We start from the raw sequence: 18,200 nt of genomic DNA, 5'->3' as shown, positions 1-18,200 counted from the left end.
TCATAGTAGTAGTTCCGTCGAAACGTCACTTCTCCAAACAGCGTTTGGATCGTGGTCGGCCGTTTGTCTTTCAGCTGATACCGGCGCTTGTCCCGCGCTTCCGCCAGTTGTTGATCGATCTCCTCCAAAAGGGCCGCCAACAAGACAGCGAACACCTTTTGAAGAGTTCTGACTAATTGTTCCTCCAGCTCTTTTAATAAAGGCCATTCTGTGGTAAGATGTTTCATGGACTCTCTCCCTCCTGTTTTATGGATGTTGGTCATCACCATCATAGCAGGGAGAGAGTCCTTTTTGCACGACATTTGCTTTTTCTACCGCGCTTCGCTTGGTGGCCCCGACGAGCGTCGCGAACAAAAGTTCGCAACCCTCGTCGGGGATCATTTCGGAATGTCACCCACAAATATTTTACTCACACAAAAATGTCTTTTCAAATTCGCACGCCGCCTGACCGCGCCGCTTTTTGCCGATAGCCAAGCAGGCGAGCGTACGGTATAATGATAATGCATTTTCGTAAACAGGAGGCGAGCTATGTGAAACGAACGATCGCTTCATCGCTGCTTTGGGCGGTGCTCTTGGCATCTCCGGGCATCGCAGCGGCCGATGCCGCGCCGGGCGATGTCATTGTGACGCTCGGGGAAAACTTAACGAATGAACAAAAGCAAAAAGTGCTCGACGAAATGAAGGCGCCGGACGGGGCGCAAACGATCACCGTCTCAAACGTTGAGGAGCATAAATATTTGGACGGACTCATTCCGAAAGCGCAAATCGGCACGCGCGCCATCTCGTCGTCGATGATCACGATAAAAGAGCCCGGCTCGGGGCTTCATGTCGAAACGCACAACATCACATGGGTGACGAAAGAGATGTATACAAACGCCTTGATCACCGCAGGGGTGAAAGATGCCGATATTTACATCACCGCCCCGTTTCCGGTTTCCGGCACCGCAGCGCTGACGGGGCTGATGAAGGCGTATGAAATTTCCTCGGACCAAGCCATCCCTGATGATGTCAAAAAAGTGGCGAACGAGGAAATGGTGCAGACGGCGAAGCTCGCCGATTCGATCGGCGCGGACAAAGCGGTCGCCCTGCTGGCGAAAATCAAACAAGAAATCGCCAACAACCCACCGCAGACGGACGCTGATTTGCGCGCCCTTATTGAAAAAATCGCCAACGACCTTGGCATTACGCTGAGCGAGAATGAAATCAACAACCTGATTTCCCTTTTCCATAAAATGCAAAACGCCCATATTAATTGGGATCAAGTGAACGATCAGCTGAGCAAGGCGAAAGAACAGCTATCGGCGTTTTTGCAGTCAGAAGAAGGGAAAACGTTCATTCAAAACCTTATCGACATCTTCAAAGAAATTTGGAACGCGATCAAATCAGCATTTTCCTCAAATCAACAATAAAAGAAGGCGCCCAAAAAAAGCAGCGGGCGCCTTTTCTTTGTGAAGGCCGTTCTCTTTCCAACCGGCGGCCTTCACTTTTTCACTTTCGTTTTCAAAGGCAAATCATATTGGATCAAATCTTCATATGTCTCCCGTTTCACAACGAGCTGGGCGTCGCCGTTTTCAACGAACACAACGGCTGGGCGCGGCAGACGGTTGTAATTGTTCGCCATGGAATAGCCGTAAGCGCCGGTGCAAAAAACGGCCAAATAATCGCCCGGCTTCGCTTCCGGCAGGGCGATGTCCCAAATGAGCATGTCGCCTGACTCGCAACACTTCCCGGCGATCGATACGACTTCCGTCGGCTCGCCGAACACCCGGTTGGCGAGCGCGGCTTCGTATTTCGCTCCGTAAAGCGCCGGGCGGATGTTGTCGCTCATGCCGCCGTCAACGGCAATATAGGTGCGGACGTTGGGCACCTCTTTGCGCGAACCGATCGTATAAATCGTCGTTCCCGCATCACCCACGAGCGACCGCCCCGGCTCGATCCAAATTTCCGGCAACGGCAAGCGGCAAGCTTCGGCCTGCCTTTTCACCTCTTCCACAATGCAGTCGACGTACGCTGTCACCGGAATCGGGTCGTCTTCCTCCGTATAGCGGATGCCAAAGCCGCCGCCAAGATTGACAACCGCTGGGACAAATCCGTGCTCCTTGTTCCACTCCGCCAGCTTGGCAAACACTTTTTGCGCCGCGAGCACAAACCCAGCTGTTTCAAAAATTTGCGAGCCGATATGGCAATGAACGCCGAGCAGCTGAAACGCGGCCGATGCCATAACACGGCGAAACGCCTCGTCCGCCTGACCGTTGTTTAAGTCAAAGCCGAACTTTGAATCTTCTTGCCCGGTTAAAATGTAATCGTGCGTATGCGCCTCGACCCCCGGCGTCACGCGGAGCAAAACCGGCACCGTCCGACCGCATGACGCCGCCAGCTCTTCGATCAGCTCGAGTTCGTAAAAGTTGTCGGCAACGATGCAGCCGATGCCGTGTTCAAGCGCCATCGCCAATTCGTCCCGGCTTTTGTTGTTGCCATGAAAATGGATGCGCTCAGGCGGAAAACCGGCCGCAAGCGCCGTATACAGCTCACCGCCTGAGACGACGTCAAGCGACAATCCCTCCTCAGCGGCCAGCTGCACGATGGCGACGGCGGAAAACGCCTTGCTCGCATACGCGACTTGCGCCCGCACGCCGTGACGCTGGAACGCTTCTTTAAACGCGCGCGCCCGAGCGCGGATCAACGCAACGTCATAAATATAAAGCGGCGTGCCATACGTTTTGGCCAACTCGACCACATCGACGCCGCCGATTTCCAAATGCCCTTGTTCATTCACGCGGCTTGTCCCGTGAAGAAACATCGCAAACCCCTCATTCCTCTATCGAAATCGCATGGCAAAAGCAAAAAAGACAGTTTGCAAAATCGGCAACTGCCTTTACAAAACGGAAAACCGCAGAGCGCCATCGGCTCTGCCTTGAAACGGAAGGCCGCACACCCCGCGCTGGGCCATGCCCATTCCGTCCGTGCAAACGTGCGAAGCACTGAGGCAAGCACCATCAGTGCAAGCAATTAAATATAACTTATCATAATTATAAAAAAGTTGCAATAGCGCTAAAACGAAAAAAGCGGCCGCCAATAGGTGGAGACGGCCGCTTCCAAATGGATCGTTCGCGTCATGACGGCTGTTTTTGCCGGTCTTGCGGGTGAACGATGCTCGGGCGCACTCTCGCTCCGGCAACCGAACGGCGGACGACAATTTGCATAAATGCCGCTGGATCGAACGGGATGAACGGCCATAAGTACGGCGTATTAAGCGAGCGGATGCTGGCGAGCCAAAGCAAATAAACGGTCGTGCCAATGACGAGCCCGGGCACTTTAAACAAGGCGACAAGAATGACCAATGCCAATCGAGAAATCTTATTCGCCACGCTCAACTCATAGCTTGGCGTCGCAAATGAACCGATCGCCGCCACCGAAATGTACAAGATCACTTCCGGCACAAACAGCCCGACATCGATGGCGATTTGTCCGATCAAGACGGCGGCAATCAAACCCATCGCGGTTGATAGCGGCGTCGGGGTATGAATGGCTGCCATCCGCAAAAACTCAATCCCAAAATCAGCGAGCAAAATTTGCACAATGATCGGGATGTTCGTTTGTTTGTTCGGCCCAATAAACGCCCACGATTCGGGCAACAACGACGGTTCAAGGACGAACAGCACCCACAGCGGCAGCAAAAACAACGACATCAAAATGCCTAAAAACCGCACCCAGCGCACAAACGTCCCGACCCCTGGCGACTGCCGGTATTCCTCGGCATGCTGGACGTGGTGGAAAAATGTTGTCGGCGTGATGATGACGCTTGGCGATGTATCAACCATAATGAGCACGTGCCCTTCAAGCAGGTGCGTCGTTGCTACATCCGGCCTCTCGGTATAACGGACGAGCGGGTACGGGTTGTATCCTTGCTTGACTAAAAACTCTTCGACTGTTTTGTCGCCCATCGTCAGTCCATCGACGTTGATTTGCTGCAACTCTTTCTTGACGAGTTCAACAAGCCCCGGGTCAGCGACGTCTTTAATATAGGCGATGCATACGTCCGTTTTTGACCGCTCGCCGACTTGCAAAATTTCAAAGCGCAGCCGCTCGTCGCGGATGCGGCGGCGGGTGAGCGCCGTGTTGACAATGATGTTCTCGACGTAGCCGTCGCGGGCGCCGCGCACAACTTTTTCCGTATCCGGCTCTTGCGGCTGCCGACCCGGATAGCTGCGGACGTCGACAGCAAATCCGGTCGATTCGCCTTCAATCAAGACGATGATCAAGCCCGACAGCAGCTTGTCAACCGCTTCGTCGAGGCTCGTCACCGGACTAACTTGCTGATGAACGAGTCGATTTTCGATGATCTGCCACGCTTGGGACGCCTGGCGTTCATCATCGTTGACGCGCACAATTTGTTTTAACAATTCGATAATGTATTGCGTGTCGCATAAACCGTTGCAGTAGTAAATATGTACTTCCCGGTTTAGGACATAGATTTTCCGCACGCCTAAATCAAAGCTTGTCCCGACGCCGATCCGCTGTTGCAAAAACTTCGCGTTGTCAACGAGCCGCTTCGCGATCGGCGCTTTCGGTTTCTTTTCTTTTTCCGGCATGGCCACCACTCCTTTCGAGAATCAACTCGACCGCCTTGCGCGTAATCGGCGCTCCGTATTTCGCATGGTCTCGATATCCCATTTTGCCGATGTCGCCGATGCCGACGATGAGCGGAATGTTCAGCCGGTCAAGGCAGTAGACGGTATCGCCATTGATCCGCCCGATCTCGAGGTCCCGGACGCCTTCTTTATCGACCCCATATTCGGTCATCACGCCGTCACGGTCGATGCTCACATGCACTTTTGTCTATTCATGCTGGTGCGTATTGGAGGCAACCGCCAGCGCCCCGAGCACTTGGATTTGCTCATGCGTCGCCACATAGCGAAGCGCCTGCTCTCCGGCCCCCTCCCCGAGGGCGCCGCAATCGTCAAACATGACAAACACTGGATCGTGCGGCGTTTGCAAAATGAGTTCGACCAACTGTTCACCGCTCAGTTTCGTCGGATTGCCTTGCGAGCGAGAAATGCAACGGCCGCCGATCTCGGCGGCAACCCGCTCAATCGCCCGGCAGGCGAACTCGTCCCCATCCGTTACTAAAATGACTCGTCGTTTTTCCATCATCTCTACCCTTTCGGTTTGCAAGTGAGCGCCGCGGCAAAAGAGCCAGCCACGATAAAAGCGAACAAGGCGCCGGCAAATCGGAACACCGCTGCTCCGGTTTCGACAAATCCCTCCGGCCGCGGTTCTGCCATGGCCCCTTTCGCCAACCAATACCCAAATCCGCATAGCGGCATCGTCGCCCCGGCGCCAGCCCAAGCGACGAATGGATCATAGACGCCGCCAAAGCCAAGGAGTACGCCAAAGACGACAAGCGAACCGGCGACGCCAGCCGGCGTCCATTTGCCGCGGTCGATGATGAGCTGAACGATGGCGCACAGCAGCCCGCCGGCGAGAAAGGCACGGACGTATTCCATATCACATTCCCTCCTGATCGTTCCCAAATAAAAGACGTCCTACGGCGGCAAATCCGGCTCCTGTCCAGCCGCTTCGATGACGACGCCGTGAGCGATCGCTGGGATCGACTGTTTTTGCTGCACCATCGTTTGACTCAAGAGCGCCCCGGTAGCGACGACAAACAGGCGTCGAAACGTTCCGCGGGCGAGCTCTTGAAGCAAATACCCGTACGTGACGACCGCCGAGCAGGCGCAACCGCTGCCGCCGGCGAACACCTTTTGATCTGGCCGGTAAATCATCAGCCCGCAATCGTTGTAAACGTCGGTCACATCGTAGCCTGATTCAGCAAGCAACTCGCGGACGATGACGCTGCCGACGCGCGACAAGTCGCCGGTGACAATCAAATCGTAATCGCCCGGCGAGACGCCTAAGTCACGGAAATGCTGCTCGATCGTATCGGCCGCCGCCGGGGCCATCGCCGCCCCCATGTCGAGTGGGTTTTTCAGCCCGGCGTCAACGACTTTGCCGATCGTCGCCGCCCGGACGCGCCAACGTCCCGGCGCGCGGCCAACGAGCGCGGCGCCGGCGCCCGTGACGGTGAACGTCGCCGTTTTCGGCTTTTGCACCCCCAGTTCAGTCGGGTAGCGAAACTGCCGTTCGGCCGTCGCGTTATGACTGCTTGTCGCCGCAAGCGCCCGATCAGCCAATCCCCCAGCGACAAACGCAGCGGCTGCCGCCAACGTTTGCATCGAGGTCGAACAGGCGCCGAACAAGCATAAAAACGGAATCGGCAGCTCGCGGGCGACATAGTTCGATGTCGCATTTTGGTTTAACAAATCACCGGCCAAAAATAGATCGACTTCTTCGGCAGAGACGCCCGCCTTTTGCAAGCAGCAGTCCACCGCCTCCCGCATCAGCCTCCGCTCGGCCAGCTCCCACGTCGCTTCGCCGCAATATAAGTCGCGATGGCAAACATCAAAATAACTTCCGAGCGGCCCGTCGGCTTCAAGCGGCCCGACTGCGGCAGCGGCCGCTTGGATGTAAACACCATCGTCAAACACCCATGTCTGCTTTCCGACACGTTTCATGGCCAATCCCTCTTTTCGTCACGGCCAAACAAGGCCAAGCACATAGGCGGCAATCAGACCATAAATGACCGCTGCCCCACCGACTTTCAACATCTGCCCGGCCACCCCGGCCGTCCATCCTTCGCTGCGATGTTCGATGGCAGCGCTCGCGATCGCATTGGCCAGCCCTGTAATGAGCATCGTCGCCCCCGCACCGGCAAATTGGCTGAAATCATCATATTTCCCGACGGCCGTCAGCACAATCGCCAATCCGGCCATCACCATAGACGCCCACAGATGAGCCTCGAGCGGCGAAGCGGCAAACGTGCCGCCATACCAATCAACGAGCCATTGCGCCAACGCACAAAGCGCCCCGCCGACAAGAAACGCTTTTACCGCATTGGCGGCGTATGGGGGAGAAGGCTGAAACGCCTTCACCTCGCGGACATAATCGGACTTTAATCCCACGTTTCCTTCCCCCTTTGTCAGCGAAAGTGATCGACAAAATAAAGCCAATGTAACAACGAACCGGCCACTTTGCCAAAGGCGATGGCCATAAGTAAAATGACGATTTTATCATCGACGCCGATCCGCTTCGCTAAAATCGGCCAAACGTTCAACACCTCTGTTAAAGCGGCAGCGAGCATTCCGATAAACACACCATGAAACAATCCGATCGGCGCTAGCCAATATTTGGATAAATACCAAACCGAATGGCGCAAACTCATCCAACCGCCAACGATGGCGCCGGCTACAGCCCCCCATTCATAGGCGTGAATGCGTTTTGGCGTTTTCGTCAGCTGCGTCAGGCGCGGGATGACGCCAAGCACGACCAAAAAAGCGACAAATCCGGTTCCGACCGCCAACCCTCCGGCGAAGCCGACGAACACTACCAGCAAAATCTCAAGCGTCGTCAAGAGGCTTCAAGCTTTCTTTGTTTTCATGCAAAATGACGTACTGATCGATCGATTGCTGGTAGTTGAACATTTCGACTTCAAGAGGGCTGGGCTCCTCGTTGATTCGTTTGCGGAACCAATGGTTGAAAAATAAAATCATCCCGATGCCGAGCCCAAGCGAATATGGAATTTGCAAAAGCAGCGGTTTATCGACCGCTTGGCCGGTCACCATCTCGTACAGATGGCGATGCACCCGTTGCATGCTGACGTCCTCGTGAAAGTTCATGATCGCCATCGCCGAACCGACGAACAAAAGAAGCCAAACGAGAACGAAGGAAGCGGTCGAAACCTTCCGTTTTTCATAGACGACTTCAATGATCGTCTGCGATGGGCCGATCATCTGCACATCAAGCGAGGAATCCACATCAAACACAGCCCGGATCATTTGCATCATATCGATGATGACGATATTTTTATCGCTGGGCTGGATGCGATAGAGCGGAATCGTCTTCAACCGCCGAATGAGCCCGCCATCCGGCGCAGCGATTTGGGCCGCCTGCCCGAGCGTCACCACCGCCCCCGGCTTGACTTGCACGCGATGGCGCGGCTTGATAAATACGGTGTTGGCCATTTGCTTCACACCTTTGTCCCCATTTTGTTTTTCTTTAGTTTGGTTGGCAAAAACACCGATCATGCGGCCTGTCGGCGTTCACCATCGATTTCATAAAAATAGAAAAGAATGGGCAAAAAATGCCCATTCTTTTTTAGACTTTTGTTGCTTGCTATGGAAAAAGCGTTCCAAGATGCGCTTACAGACCAAAAGGCGGATGCGATTCATGGTTCACCGCCGATGAATTGACATCCGTCCATTTTGAACACACCTGTGCGGACAAAATGGACTATCCGTCCATTTTGTTGCTCACTCCGTGCGGACAAAATGGACTATCCGTCCATTTTGTCCTTTATGTGCTGCAATATTTTCTTTTCCAGCCGGGATACTTGCACTTGAGAGATGCCGAGCCTCAATGCCACTTCGGACTGGGTTTGGTCTTTGTAATAGCGCAAATAGACGATCAGCCTCTCACGCTCGTCGAGTTCTTCGATCGCTTTTTTTAAGGCGATTTTGTCAAACCATGACGCTTCGTCGGCGTCAGCGATTTGATCAAGCAACGTAATCGGATCGCCGTCGTTTTCGTACACCGTTTCGTGAATCGATGTCGGCGAGCGGACGGCCTCTTGGGCGAGAACGACTTCCTCAGGGGAAATGCCTAAATGGTCGGCGATTTCCGTAACCGTCGGCGCCCGCCCGCGCGTTTTCGACAGCTCATCTTTCGCCTTGCGGATTTTGTTGCCCATCTCTTTCAGCGAACGGCTCACTTTGACGGTGCCGTCGTCGCGAAGAAACCGCTGAATCTCCCCAATGATCATCGGCACGGCGTACGTCGAAAACTTGACGTCATACGACAGGTCAAACTTGTCGACCGACTTTAACAAGCCGATGCAGCCGATTTGAAACAAGTCGTCCGCTTCATAGCCGCGGTTTAAAAAACGTTGAACGACCGACCAGACGAGGCGCATGTTTTTTTCAATAATTTCATCACGCGCTTCTTGATCGCCTTCTTGGCTGCGGCGGATCAGCTCTTTCATCTCCTGATCTTTGATTGGCGACTGATCTTGCTTGACATCGACATCCATAGGCATGTCTCCCTCAGTTACATAACGCTTTGCTTTTCGCAATATGCTTTTTCAAATACACAGTCGTCCCTTTATTCACTTCCGATTCGACGATGACTTCGTCCATGAAGTTTTCCATAATGGTAAAGCCCATCCCTGACCGCTCGAGCTCGGGCTTTGTCGTAAACAACGGCTGGCGCGCTTCTTCGATGTCAGGAATGCCGACTCCTTCGTCTCTCACCGTCAAATGGACGACACCGTCTTCAATGATGACGGAAATGGAGACGATGCCGTTCGGATCGTTGTTGTAGCCGTGAATGATCGCGTTTGTCACCGCCTCAGAGACAACCGTTTTAATTTCCGTCAGTTCGTCCATCGTCGGGTCAAGCTGGGCGACGAACGCCGCCACGGTCACACGGGCGAACGATTCATTTTCGCTGCGGGCAGAAAATTGGAGGTGCATTTCGTTGCGCATTTACGCCACCCCCAATGCTTGCAAGGCGAATTGCTCATCCGCCTCAACGCGGATGATTTTAAACAGACCCGACATGTCAAACAGCCGTTTGACGGCCGGCGATACGGCGCATACAACCATCTGCCCGCCGACGTTTTTGATTTGTTTATAGCGTCCGAGAATGACGCCGAGGCCAGAGCTGTCCATGAACGTCAATTGTCCTAAATTGAGCACGATGTGGCGGACCGCTCGGTTTTCGAGCACATCCGTCACTTGTTCACGCAATTGTTCGGCTGTATGATGGTCAAGCTCCCCAGACAGGCGAACGATGAGCACGTCTTGCTTCACTTCCAAGTCGATCGCGAGACTCACAGCGTGTTCCCCCTTGTCCATTTCAGGATATGGAGACATTTCGCTGCTGTCCGCCCGAAATCCTGCCGCTCGACAAAACTAGTGGTCGTTCGCCAAAAAGAGCGAAAAGACCGCAAAACTTGACATTATCCCGCTTGCACGAAGCGGCCAAACACCCGCTTAAACAAGTCCCAAAAGCTCGCTTCTTCGACCGTTTGCTTGGCGACGATCGGGCTGTGCAAAATTTCTTTTCCATCCTGTTTTAAAATGAGGACGCCAAGCTCATCGCCTTTGCGAACGGGTGCTTTCACATTGTCTTTCACTTTGATCACTTTTTCGATCTGCTCGACCGACTGCCCTTTTTTCGTCAGCACCGACACCGGCTCCGACGTCACCGCTTCGACGGATGACCGTTTGCCTTTGCTTATGTTGACGCGGGCGACTGTTTCATTCCGTTTGTACACCGGGTGAGTTCGATATTGGGAAAACGCGTAATCGAGCATCTTCGTAATTTGCGCATTGCGCGATTTCGGCGTCGGTGCTCCAAACACAACAGCGATGACGCGCATGCCGTTCTTTTTCGCCGTGGCGGTCAAACAATATTTCGCTTCGGCTGTATATCCGGTTTTCAGGCCGTCAACGCCCGGATAAAATTTAACAAGCCGGTTCGTATTGACGAGCCAAAACTTTTTGTCCGTATTTTCGCGCAAATAGTCTTCGTACTTGCTCGTATATTTCGTAATATCTTCATATTTCAACAGTTCGCGCGCCATCATGGCCATATCATAAGCGCTGCTGTAGTGATGTTCCGCCGGCAGGCCGGTCGCATTGGCGAAATGAGTGTTTTTTAAGCCGAGCTGTTTCGCTTTTTCATTCATCATCTCGACAAATGCTTCTTCCGACCCGGCGATCTGCTCAGCCATAGCGACCGACGCGTCGTTGGCCGAACCGATGGCAATGCCGCGCAGCAGCTCATCGACGGTCATTTCCTCGCCCGGCTCGAGGAAAATTTGCGATCCACCCATTGACGCGGCGTATTCGCTCGCCCGCACTTTTTCATCGTAGGACAGCTTTCCTTCATCGATGGCTTCCATGACTAGCAGCATCGTCATAATTTTCGTCATGCTCGCCGGCGGCAATGGTTCATGGGCATTTTTTTCATACAATACTTTGCCGGTGTCGCGTTCAATCAAAATGGCTGATTTCGCCTCATCGGCCAGCTTCACTTTCGCTTCCTTCATCTCTTTCGCCTCGGCATGGGCAGAAAGAGGAAGAAAAAGAAGAAACGGCAATAAAAGAAGACGAGTGACTTTCGTTTTCATCTCCCAAACCTCCATTCTTTATACATGCCATTTTTTCCAGGCGAGATATTTTTATACAAAAAAACAGCTCATTTTCCAAAAAACAAAAAAACGCCCGAAACACGCGTTTCAGGCGTCTTCTTCTTGAACAACCGCTTTTTTCCTTGCGGATCGCCAGCGTCCCTCTCTATACGATGGTCTCATAAATGAGCGGCGGCCGAGCAACCGGCTGCGGCGACAGACGAACAGCCGCCTCGATCTTTTCTTTCACGTCAAGCACATCTGGCCGGTTGCTGTGAATCGTGGCGAGCGCTTCCCCTTTCTGCACGCGATCGCCGATTTTTTTATGGAGCACAATGCCGACCGCCAAATCGATCACGTCTTCTTTTTTCGCCCGGCCGGCTCCGAGCCACATGGCGGCCGTGCCGATGTCATCGGCGGCCATCTCGGCGACATAGCCGTCGGCAGCCGCCGTGACGGTCGACGTATAGGCCGCCTTTGGCAATTTATCCAGATCGTCAACGACCGATGCATCTCCACCTTGAGCGGCCAAAAACGTTTTGAACGCCGCGATGGCGGCCCCGCTGCGAATCGCCTCTTCAAGCAAACGGCGCGCCTCATCAAGCGATGGCGCCTTCTCCGCCAAATAGACCATATGGCTGCCGAGCGTCAAACAAAGTTCGGTTAAATCGTGCGGCCCGTCTCCTTTTAACGTTTCGATGGCCTCTTTCACTTCCAAGGCGTTGCCGACGGCATAGCCGAGCGGCTGGCTCATGTCAGAAATGACCGCCATCGTCCGGCGGCCGACGCGCTTGCCAATGTCGACCATCGCTCGAGCGAGCCGGCGCGCCTCGTCAAGTTCCTTCATAAACGCTCCGGCGCCCGTTTTCACATCCAAGACGATGGCATCAGCCCCAGCGGCAATTTTTTTGCTCATGATCGACGAGGCGATGAGCGGAATGCTGTTGACGGTCGCCGTCACATCGCGAAGCGCATATAGCTTTTTGTCAGCCGGTGTCAAATCGCCCGTTTGGCCGATAATGGCGATTCCGTTTTCATTCACGAGTCGAATGAACTCGTCTTTGCTGATCTCGACATGAAACCCGGGCACGGACTCGAGTTTGTCGATCGTGCCGCCCGTATGGCCGAGGCCGCGCCCAGACATTTTCGCCACCGGCACGCCGACAGAAGCGACAAGCGGCCCTAAAACGAGCGTCGTCGTATCGCCGACCCCGCCGGTCGAATGTTTATCGACTTTCACGCCGCGAATACTCGACAAATCGAGCATTTCGCCGGAGTGCACCATCGCCATCGTCAGCGCGGCCGTTTCTTCCTCGGTCATGCCGCGGAAATAAATCGCCATCGCGAGCGCGCTCATTTGGTAATCGGGAATGTCCCCGTTTGTATACCCTCGGACGATCCACTCAATTTCTTCCTTCGTCAGCGCCTTTCCGTCGCGCTTTTTCGCAATCAAATCGACCATTCGCATCGCGATCACCTTTTTCGTTTTGATTTCGCCATTTCGGCGACAATCGCTTTCACAAACCGCAAAAAGTCCGTCTTCACCCGCTCGGCCGTTTCAACCACTTCGTCGTGGTGAAGCGGAGCATCCGACATCCCTGCAGCCATATTCGAAATGCACGAAATGCCGAGCACCTCAATGCCGCCGTGGCGGGCGACGATCACTTCCGGGACGGTCGACATGCCGACCGCATCGCCGCCGAGCGTACGAATCATGCGGATTTCCGCCGGCGTTTCGTACGACGGCCCCGTATTGGCGACATATACTCCTTCATGCACGCGAACGCCAAGTCTCGCCGCCGTTTCCTTGGCGAGCTCGCGCAGCCGCCGGCTGTACGCTTCCGTCATGTCCGGAAAGCGCGGACCAAGCTCCGGATCGTTCGGACCAATGAGCGGATTTGTGCCCAGCAAGTTGATATGGTCGGAAATGATCATGAAATCGCCGGGCTGGAACCGTTCGTTGATGCCGCCCGCAGCGTTTGTCACGATCAATTCGCGGACGCCAAGCGCCTTCATCACCCGGACGGGAAACGTCACTTCCTGAAGCGAATACCCTTCATAATAATGAAACCGCCCTTGCATGGCGACAACGGTCGCCCCCTCAAGCCGCCCATATACGAGCCGTCCAGCGTGTCCTTCAACGGTCGACACTGGAAATCCGGGAATATCTTCATACGGAATGCGAACCGCCTCTTCGATTTCATCAGCGAGCACGCCGAGCCCCGAGCCGAGAATGAGACCGATTTCAGGCAGAGTTGGCATCAATGGGCGCAAATGACCGGCGGTTTTTTCAATCGCTTGTCGATCCATTCTTTTCCCCCTCATCGTTCTTTATGAAGTTAGGCCAAATCAGCCAAAAAGCTTGTTCCGTACGGCGGCCGGTTGACTTGGAAGTTATCCGCAATCGTTGCGCCGACATCGGCAAACGTCTCGCGGACTGGGAGCGGCTTGCCGCCGCGAAATCGCGGGCTGTACACAAGAAGCGGCACATATTCGCGCGTATGGTCAGTTCCGTGGTGAATCGGGTCGTTGCCGTGGTCAGCGGTGATGATAAGCAAGTCGTCCGCCGTCAAGCGCGGCAACACATCGGCAAGCCGGGCGTCAAACTCTTCGAGCGCATCGCCGTAACCTTTTGGGTCGCGGCGATGGCCGTATTTAGCGTCAAAATCGACGAGATTGACGAAACTCAACCCGGTAAAGTCCATGCCGAGCGTGTCGACGAGCTTATCCATTCCGTCCATATTGGATGTCGTTCGCAACGACTGGGTAACTCCTTCATTGTCGTAAATATCGGCGATCTTCCCGATGGCAATCACTTCATAACCGGCGTCTTTCAATTCATTCATCACCGTTTTGCCAAACGGCTTAAGCGCATAGTCGTGCCGGTTGGCGGTTCGCTCAAAATGGCCGGGTTTGCCGATGAACGGTCGGGCAATGACGCGCCCGACCATATACGGCTCGTCGCGCGTCAATTCACGAGCGATTTCGCAAATGCGGTACAATTCATCAAGCGGCACAACTTGTTCATGGGCGGCGATTTGCAAGACGGAGTCGGCTGATGTATAGACGATGATCGCCCCTGTTTTCATATGCTCTTCGCCAAGCTCTTCGATGATCGCTGTTCCGCTCGCCGGTTTGTTGCCGATCACGTTCCGGCCGGTGCGCCGCTCGAGCTCAGCGATCAATTCATCTGGGAACCCGTTCGGAAAGACGCGGAACGGCTTGTCGATGCGAAGGCCCATCAGCTCCCAATGGCCTGTCATCGTATCTTTTCCAGCCGATGCTTCCTTCATTTTTGTATAGTACGCGAGCGGTCGCTCGACTTTCGGCACCCCTTTGATCTCACGAATATGGCTTAGGCCGAGCTTCGCCATGTTCGGCATATAGAGGCCGCCGCGATACTCAGCGATATGGCCGAGCGTATCCGCTCCTTTGTCGTTGTATTTCTCGGCATCCGGCGCCTCGCCGATGCCGACTGAATCCATCACAATCAAAAAAACGCGCCGGTATGTCGTTTTCACATTCATTCCCCCTGCCTGCAATGAAAAATGGAGTCTCTTTCTATCGTTCCCGTATTTTCGCGAAAACACGCCTATGGCCAATTGGTCAGAAGTCTGACAACTAAAACGACAGGCAAGCGCCTAGCATACGGCAGCTGCTAGGCGCGCGGGTGGTACTGTTTGTACACGTCTTTTAGGCGCGTTTTCGTAACATGCGTATACATTTGCGTCGTCGAAATGTCGGCATGCCCAAGCAACTCTTGCACAGCGCGCAAATCGGCTCCGTTCTCAAGCAGATGCGTCGCAAACGAATGCCGAAGCGTATGCGGCGTCAATTCTTTTTCGATGCCGGCTTCTTTCGCGAGCCGCTTTAAAATTTTCCAAAACCCTTGCCGTGTCAACCGCTGGCCATAATGGTTCAAAAACAGCGCCTCCGTTGCCCGTCGTCGCGGATTGACAAGCTGCGGGCGCCCTCGCTCCAAATAGTGGGCAAGCGCTTCAATCGCCATGCGCCCGATCGGCACGATCCGCTCTTTCCGCCCTTTTCCATAGCAGCGGACAAACCCCATCGTCAAATGCACGTCGCTTAAGTTGAGCTGCACAAGCTCACTGACGCGCATGCCGGTCGCATACAACAGCTCCAGCATCGCCTTGTCGCGCAGCCCAAACGGTGTGCTCACTTGCGGCGCTGCAAGCAGCGCCTCGACTTCCTCGACCGACAGCACTTTCGGCAGCGTCCGTTCAAACTGCGGCGTTTCGATATGGACGGTCGGGTCTTGCGCCGCGATTTTCTCCCTTAGCAAAAACTGATGAAACGAACGGATCGACGCCAAATGGCGGGCGATCGTCCGCGCCGATTGCCCTTGTTCGCTTAAAAACTTTAAAAAATGGAGAATATGGAGGCGCTCCACTTCGCCCCACGCCTGAAGCTGCTCGACTTGGCGCAAATAGCGGACGTATTTTTTCAAATCGCGTTCATATGAAACGATCGTATTGTGCGCCAAATTCCGCTCCACCGTCAAATAATGCAGAAAATCTTTCAACTCGTATTCCAACGCTCTCTACTCCCCATCGCGATAAAAAAATAACAGCCGGTCGAGCCAACTTGGCGGCGCACTCTCCGCCGCCGATACTTTGACCGCCGATCCCTTCGGCTCATCGTATCGGTGGTAATACTCGTACTCGCGGTTAAACCATACAAGACTATAATAAAATAAAATGGTGCATCCCGTAAATAAAAGAAACACTTTCACCATTTGCCAAACGGTTTTCATGGCATCCTCCCTATCAGCTGCTTGTCAGCTTGCTAGTATGAGGATATGCCATTTGTTTCGTTGTTTATACGCAAAAAACCTTTCCCGTTGGAAAAGGTTTTTATTTTTCTTCATGCTTTTGCTGGCAACGGTGACAAATGCCGTGGAACGTCAAACGATGGTCTTTAATTTTAAATTTCCACTTCTCCTCAACAATCGCTTCGACATCCTCAAGCAAATCTTCTTGAATTTCCGCCACCGACCCGCATTCTAAGCAGATGAGGTGGTGATGAAAATGGGCCGCTCCTTCCTTGCGGAGGTCATAGCGCGACACCCCGTCCCCGAAATTGATTTTATCGACAATTTTCAGCTCGGTTAACAGCTCGAGCGTCCGATAAACGGTCGCCAACCCGATTTCTGGGGATTTTTCTTTCACGAGGAGGTAGACGTCTTCCGCGCTTAAATGGTCTTCTTCATGTTCAAGCAGGACTCTTACCGTCGCTTCCCGCTGCGGCGTTAACTTGTAACCCGCCGAATGCAGCTGCTTCTTGATTCGTTCCACACGATCTTCCATCTTTTCATTCCTCCCTCGCCATTCACCCATCATTATAACAAATGCACGAGGGAAGTATCAAAGTAAAATCACTATTATGAAGAAATGATAATGGTTATTATATAATATTCATTATGATTAAACTCATTGTCCATTGAACCGCCTGTTTCATCAATGCCGGCGAAAGATATGCCTCGACCGCTGAGGAAAGAAGCAGCCCAAGGGCGACAGCCGCCATCGCCGCTGCGTAGCGCATCACCATCGGAAACATCGATCCATGCGGCCGCTTCATAAACTGGTTGCGCACCATGTGCAAGGAAAACGAAATCGAAATGACGCCCATGACGATCATGAGTGGAATGGCCACCAAATTTTGCGGCATGATGGACACAAACGACAAAAGAAACCCGCGCCAACCCATTTGGTTGACTAAAAAGCCAACCGTAAAGCCGACAACGACGCCTTTGAAAAACAGCAAAACAAGAATGATCGGCAAGCCAATGACAGAAATGCCAAGCACCCACATCAGCGCGGTATATTTGACGTTGTGCATATAGCTTTGCCGGAACATATCATGGGCGCTTGCGATATTGTCTTTTGACACTTGTCCAAAAAATTGCGTCAAGTAATAGTACAAGTCTTGCTTTTGACTGAAACCGAGGCTGTTGACGACAATGGCGCCGAAAATGACGCCCATGAGAAACAGGACGATGACAAACACGTACAGCGAAGCATGTTCACGCCAATGAACAGCGATAGCCGATTTCAGCGGATGGGTTCTCATTGTGCTTCGTCCTCCTACTTTGTCTCTTAGTAGATTGTATGTCCATCCGCTTTCGGTATGACTGTTTTTCTAAAAGGCTGGTGATGTAGTAAAAAAGCAGCTCAACACCGACGTGTGACCAACTCCACGGGCGGCACGCCGCCTCGGTCCATTGGCGCATGGCTGGGCCAAGCAGCACGCACGGCATGATGATGAACGGCAGGAGCGCTGCCCGAGTGGTTACCCCTCCCGCACTTTCCCGTACCTCCCACCGCCCCCGGCCTCGATATGGAGCGCACCGCTGCGGGCAAGGACGATCAGTTGGGCCAACTTTTCTCCCACCGTCTCCGCGATCTCTTCCTCCGCCGCCTCATGAAGAACGCTCATTTCCGTGCCAAAACGGGCGAGCAGCTTTTCATCATCTTTGGCGAGGAGACCCCGACTTCTAAGCGAGAGCGAAAGTCGGGGAGGAGTGTGAGTAAAATATTTGTGGGTGACATTCAGGAATGATTCCCCGACGAGGGTTGCGAACTTTTGTTCGCGACGCTCGTCGGGGCCACCAAGCGAAGCGCGGTAGAAAAAAGCAAATGTCATGCAAAAAGGACTCTCTCCCTGCTATGATGGTGATTGTCAACATCAACCGAAAACAGGAGGGAGAGAGTCCATGAAACATCTTACCACAGAATGGCCTTTATTAAAAGAGCTGGAGGAACAATTAGTCAGAACTCTTCAAAAGGTGTTCGCTGTCTTGTTGGCGGCCCTTTTGGAGGAGATTGATCAACAACTGGCGGAAGCGCGGGACAAGCGCCGGTATCAGCTGAAAGACAAACGGCCGACCACGATCCAAACGCTGTTTGGAGAAGTGACGTTTCGACGGAAC

At 53.6% G+C, this 18,200-nt stretch carries 22 protein-coding genes and 2 pseudogenes; 3 read left to right on the top strand and 21 right to left on the bottom strand.

Going from position 1 to position 18,200, the window contains the following annotated elements; all coding sequences use genetic code 11:
* Window positions 1-227: UPF0236 family transposase-like protein (locus CD000_RS18050; protein ID WP_033013094.1), on the bottom strand; the 227-nt coding region annotated here is incomplete at its 3' end.
* A 64-nt stretch (window positions 228-291) separates the two neighbouring features.
* Here CD000_RS18050 and CD000_RS19015 point away from each other — a divergent pair.
* Window positions 292-495, top strand: coding sequence for a hypothetical protein (locus CD000_RS19015; protein ID WP_233130396.1), 204 nt, complete (start codon window positions 292-294; stop codon window positions 493-495).
* Between the two features lie 35 nt (window positions 496-530).
* A complete protein-coding gene (locus tag CD000_RS04145) occupies window positions 531-1,409 on the top strand; it encodes a DUF1002 domain-containing protein (protein WP_011231781.1) in 879 nt (292 codons plus the stop codon).
* A gap of 71 nt (window positions 1,410-1,480) precedes the next feature.
* Here CD000_RS04145 and lysA read toward each other — a convergent pair whose 3' ends face one another.
* The 20 genes and pseudogenes from lysA to CD000_RS18035 all read right to left on the bottom strand — a co-directional run.
* Entirely contained in the window at window positions 1,481-2,800 is a 1,320-nt protein-coding gene (gene lysA, locus CD000_RS04140) for a diaminopimelate decarboxylase (protein WP_011231782.1), read from the bottom strand.
* Between the two features lie 313 nt (window positions 2,801-3,113).
* Entirely contained in the window at window positions 3,114-4,592 is a 1,479-nt protein-coding gene (locus tag CD000_RS04135; RefSeq protein ID WP_096224956.1) for a spore germination protein, read from the bottom strand.
* A pseudogene (spoVAEA, locus tag CD000_RS04130) lies at window positions 4,540-5,151 on the bottom strand (stage V sporulation protein SpoVABEA). Before spoVAEA ends, CD000_RS04135 begins: the two are co-directional and overlap by 53 nt.
* A gap of 5 nt (window positions 5,152-5,156) precedes the next feature.
* Window positions 5,157-5,507 carry a SpoVA/SpoVAEb family sporulation membrane protein gene (locus tag CD000_RS04125; RefSeq protein ID WP_012820684.1) on the bottom strand — a complete coding sequence of 117 codons (351 nt, stop codon included), beginning with the start codon at window positions 5,505-5,507 and terminating at the stop codon, window positions 5,157-5,159.
* A 39-nt stretch (window positions 5,508-5,546) separates the two neighbouring features.
* The gene (gene spoVAD, locus CD000_RS04120; protein WP_011231786.1) at window positions 5,547-6,575 is read right to left on the bottom strand and encodes a stage V sporulation protein AD; all 1,029 of its coding nucleotides are present in this window, start codon (window positions 6,573-6,575) and stop codon (window positions 5,547-5,549) included.
* 18 nt (window positions 6,576-6,593) lie between these two features.
* Entirely contained in the window at window positions 6,594-7,022 is a 429-nt protein-coding gene (locus tag CD000_RS04115) for a SpoVA/SpoVAEb family sporulation membrane protein (RefSeq protein WP_096224955.1), read from the bottom strand.
* A 17-nt stretch (window positions 7,023-7,039) separates the two neighbouring features.
* Window positions 7,040-7,471, bottom strand: coding sequence for a stage V sporulation protein AB (locus CD000_RS04110; RefSeq protein ID WP_096224954.1), 432 nt, complete (start codon window positions 7,469-7,471; stop codon window positions 7,040-7,042).
* The gene (locus CD000_RS04105) at window positions 7,458-8,081 is read right to left on the bottom strand and encodes a stage V sporulation protein AA (protein ID WP_096226227.1); all 624 of its coding nucleotides are present in this window, start codon (window positions 8,079-8,081) and stop codon (window positions 7,458-7,460) included. The genes CD000_RS04110 and CD000_RS04105 overlap by 14 nt, the downstream gene beginning before the upstream one ends.
* A 311-nt stretch (window positions 8,082-8,392) precedes the next feature.
* The gene (sigF, locus tag CD000_RS04100; RefSeq protein ID WP_096224953.1) at window positions 8,393-9,145 is read right to left on the bottom strand and encodes an RNA polymerase sporulation sigma factor SigF; all 753 of its coding nucleotides are present in this window, start codon (window positions 9,143-9,145) and stop codon (window positions 8,393-8,395) included.
* A 13-nt stretch (window positions 9,146-9,158) separates the two neighbouring features.
* Window positions 9,159-9,599 (bottom strand): anti-sigma F factor, encoded by a 441-nt coding sequence (gene spoIIAB / locus CD000_RS04095; protein WP_011231791.1) that lies wholly within the window; start codon window positions 9,597-9,599, stop codon window positions 9,159-9,161.
* Window positions 9,600-9,950, bottom strand: coding sequence for an anti-sigma F factor antagonist (gene spoIIAA / locus CD000_RS04090; protein ID WP_014196264.1), 351 nt, complete (start codon window positions 9,948-9,950; stop codon window positions 9,600-9,602).
* Between the two features lie 125 nt (window positions 9,951-10,075).
* Window positions 10,076-11,251, bottom strand: a complete 1,176-nt coding sequence (locus CD000_RS04085; protein WP_011231793.1) for a D-alanyl-D-alanine carboxypeptidase family protein — start codon at window positions 11,249-11,251, stop codon at window positions 10,076-10,078.
* Between the two features lie 166 nt (window positions 11,252-11,417).
* Complete coding sequence (locus tag CD000_RS04080; protein ID WP_042382494.1) at window positions 11,418-12,719, bottom strand: pyrimidine-nucleoside phosphorylase; 1,302 nt, start codon at window positions 12,717-12,719, stop codon at window positions 11,418-11,420.
* Window positions 12,720-12,724: 5 nt separating this feature from the next.
* Window positions 12,725-13,561, bottom strand: a complete 837-nt coding sequence (locus CD000_RS04075; protein WP_096224952.1) for a purine-nucleoside phosphorylase — start codon at window positions 13,559-13,561, stop codon at window positions 12,725-12,727.
* A 29-nt stretch (window positions 13,562-13,590) separates the two neighbouring features.
* Entirely contained in the window at window positions 13,591-14,778 is a 1,188-nt protein-coding gene (gene deoB, locus CD000_RS04070) for a phosphopentomutase (RefSeq protein ID WP_020278266.1), read from the bottom strand.
* A gap of 131 nt (window positions 14,779-14,909) precedes the next feature.
* Window positions 14,910-15,806, bottom strand: coding sequence for a site-specific tyrosine recombinase XerD (gene xerD, locus CD000_RS04065; RefSeq protein WP_011231797.1), 897 nt, complete (start codon window positions 15,804-15,806; stop codon window positions 14,910-14,912).
* Window positions 15,807-15,812: 6 nt separating this feature from the next.
* Window positions 15,813-16,025, bottom strand: a complete 213-nt coding sequence (locus tag CD000_RS04060) for a YqzK family protein (protein WP_011231798.1) — start codon at window positions 16,023-16,025, stop codon at window positions 15,813-15,815.
* A gap of 100 nt (window positions 16,026-16,125) precedes the next feature.
* On the bottom strand, window positions 16,126-16,578 hold the full coding sequence (gene fur, locus CD000_RS04055) for a ferric iron uptake transcriptional regulator (RefSeq protein ID WP_011231799.1): 453 nt from the start codon (window positions 16,576-16,578) through the stop codon (window positions 16,126-16,128).
* Between the two features lie 97 nt (window positions 16,579-16,675).
* Complete coding sequence (gene spoIIM / locus CD000_RS04050) at window positions 16,676-17,341, bottom strand: stage II sporulation protein M (RefSeq protein ID WP_013144830.1); 666 nt, start codon at window positions 17,339-17,341, stop codon at window positions 16,676-16,678.
* Window positions 17,342-17,560: 219 nt separating this feature from the next.
* Window positions 17,561-17,758, bottom strand: a pseudogene (locus tag CD000_RS18035) (TIGR00375 family protein); the annotation flags it as partial.
* A gap of 226 nt (window positions 17,759-17,984) precedes the next feature.
* Here CD000_RS18035 and CD000_RS18030 point away from each other — a divergent pair.
* A partial coding sequence (locus tag CD000_RS18030) for a UPF0236 family transposase-like protein (RefSeq protein ID WP_198962484.1) occupies window positions 17,985-18,200 on the top strand: 216 nt, incomplete at its 3' end.

The sequence above is a fragment of the Geobacillus sp. FJAT-46040 genome (assembly GCF_002335725.1).
Classification (GTDB): Bacteria; Bacillota; Bacilli; order Bacillales; family Anoxybacillaceae; genus Geobacillus; species Geobacillus thermoleovorans.
The sequence above is the reverse complement of the archived record's forward strand: the minus strand, read 5'-3'. Positions and strand labels throughout refer to the sequence as shown.

Coding starts and splice junctions, on each gene's coding strand:
- CD000_RS04135 (WP_096224956.1), bottom strand. CDS start 4,592: ATGCCGGAAAAAGAAAAGAAACCGAAAGCGCCGATCGCGAAGCGGCTC.
- fur (WP_011231799.1), bottom strand. CDS start 16,578: ATGGAAGATCGTGTGGAACGAATCAAGAAGCAGCTGCATTCGGCGGGT.
- sigF (WP_096224953.1), bottom strand. CDS start 9,145: ATGGATGTCGATGTCAAGCAAGATCAGTCGCCAATCAAAGATCAGGAG.
- spoVAD (WP_011231786.1), bottom strand. CDS start 6,575: ATGAAACGTGTCGGAAAGCAGACATGGGTGTTTGACGATGGTGTTTAC.
- CD000_RS04080 (WP_042382494.1), bottom strand. CDS start 12,719: ATGCGAATGGTCGATTTGATTGCGAAAAAGCGCGACGGAAAGGCGCTG.
- CD000_RS04085 (WP_011231793.1), bottom strand. CDS start 11,251: ATGAAAACGAAAGTCACTCGTCTTCTTTTATTGCCGTTTCTTCTTTTT.
- CD000_RS04105 (WP_096226227.1), bottom strand. CDS start 8,081: ATGGCCAACACCGTATTTATCAAGCCGCGCCATCGCGTGCAAGTCAAG.
- CD000_RS04125 (WP_012820684.1), bottom strand. CDS start 5,507: ATGGAATACGTCCGTGCCTTTCTCGCCGGCGGGCTGCTGTGCGCCATC.
- spoIIM (WP_013144830.1), bottom strand. CDS start 17,341: ATGAGAACCCATCCGCTGAAATCGGCTATCGCTGTTCATTGGCGTGAA.
- CD000_RS04075 (WP_096224952.1), bottom strand. CDS start 13,561: ATGGATCGACAAGCGATTGAAAAAACCGCCGGTCATTTGCGCCCATTG.
- deoB (WP_020278266.1), bottom strand. CDS start 14,778: ATGAATGTGAAAACGACATACCGGCGCGTTTTTTTGATTGTGATGGAT.
- CD000_RS04060 (WP_011231798.1), bottom strand. CDS start 16,025: ATGAAAACCGTTTGGCAAATGGTGAAAGTGTTTCTTTTATTTACGGGA.
- lysA (WP_011231782.1), bottom strand. CDS start 2,800: ATGTTTCTTCACGGGACAAGCCGCGTGAATGAACAAGGGCATTTGGAA.
- spoIIAB (WP_011231791.1), bottom strand. CDS start 9,599: ATGCGCAACGAAATGCACCTCCAATTTTCTGCCCGCAGCGAAAATGAA.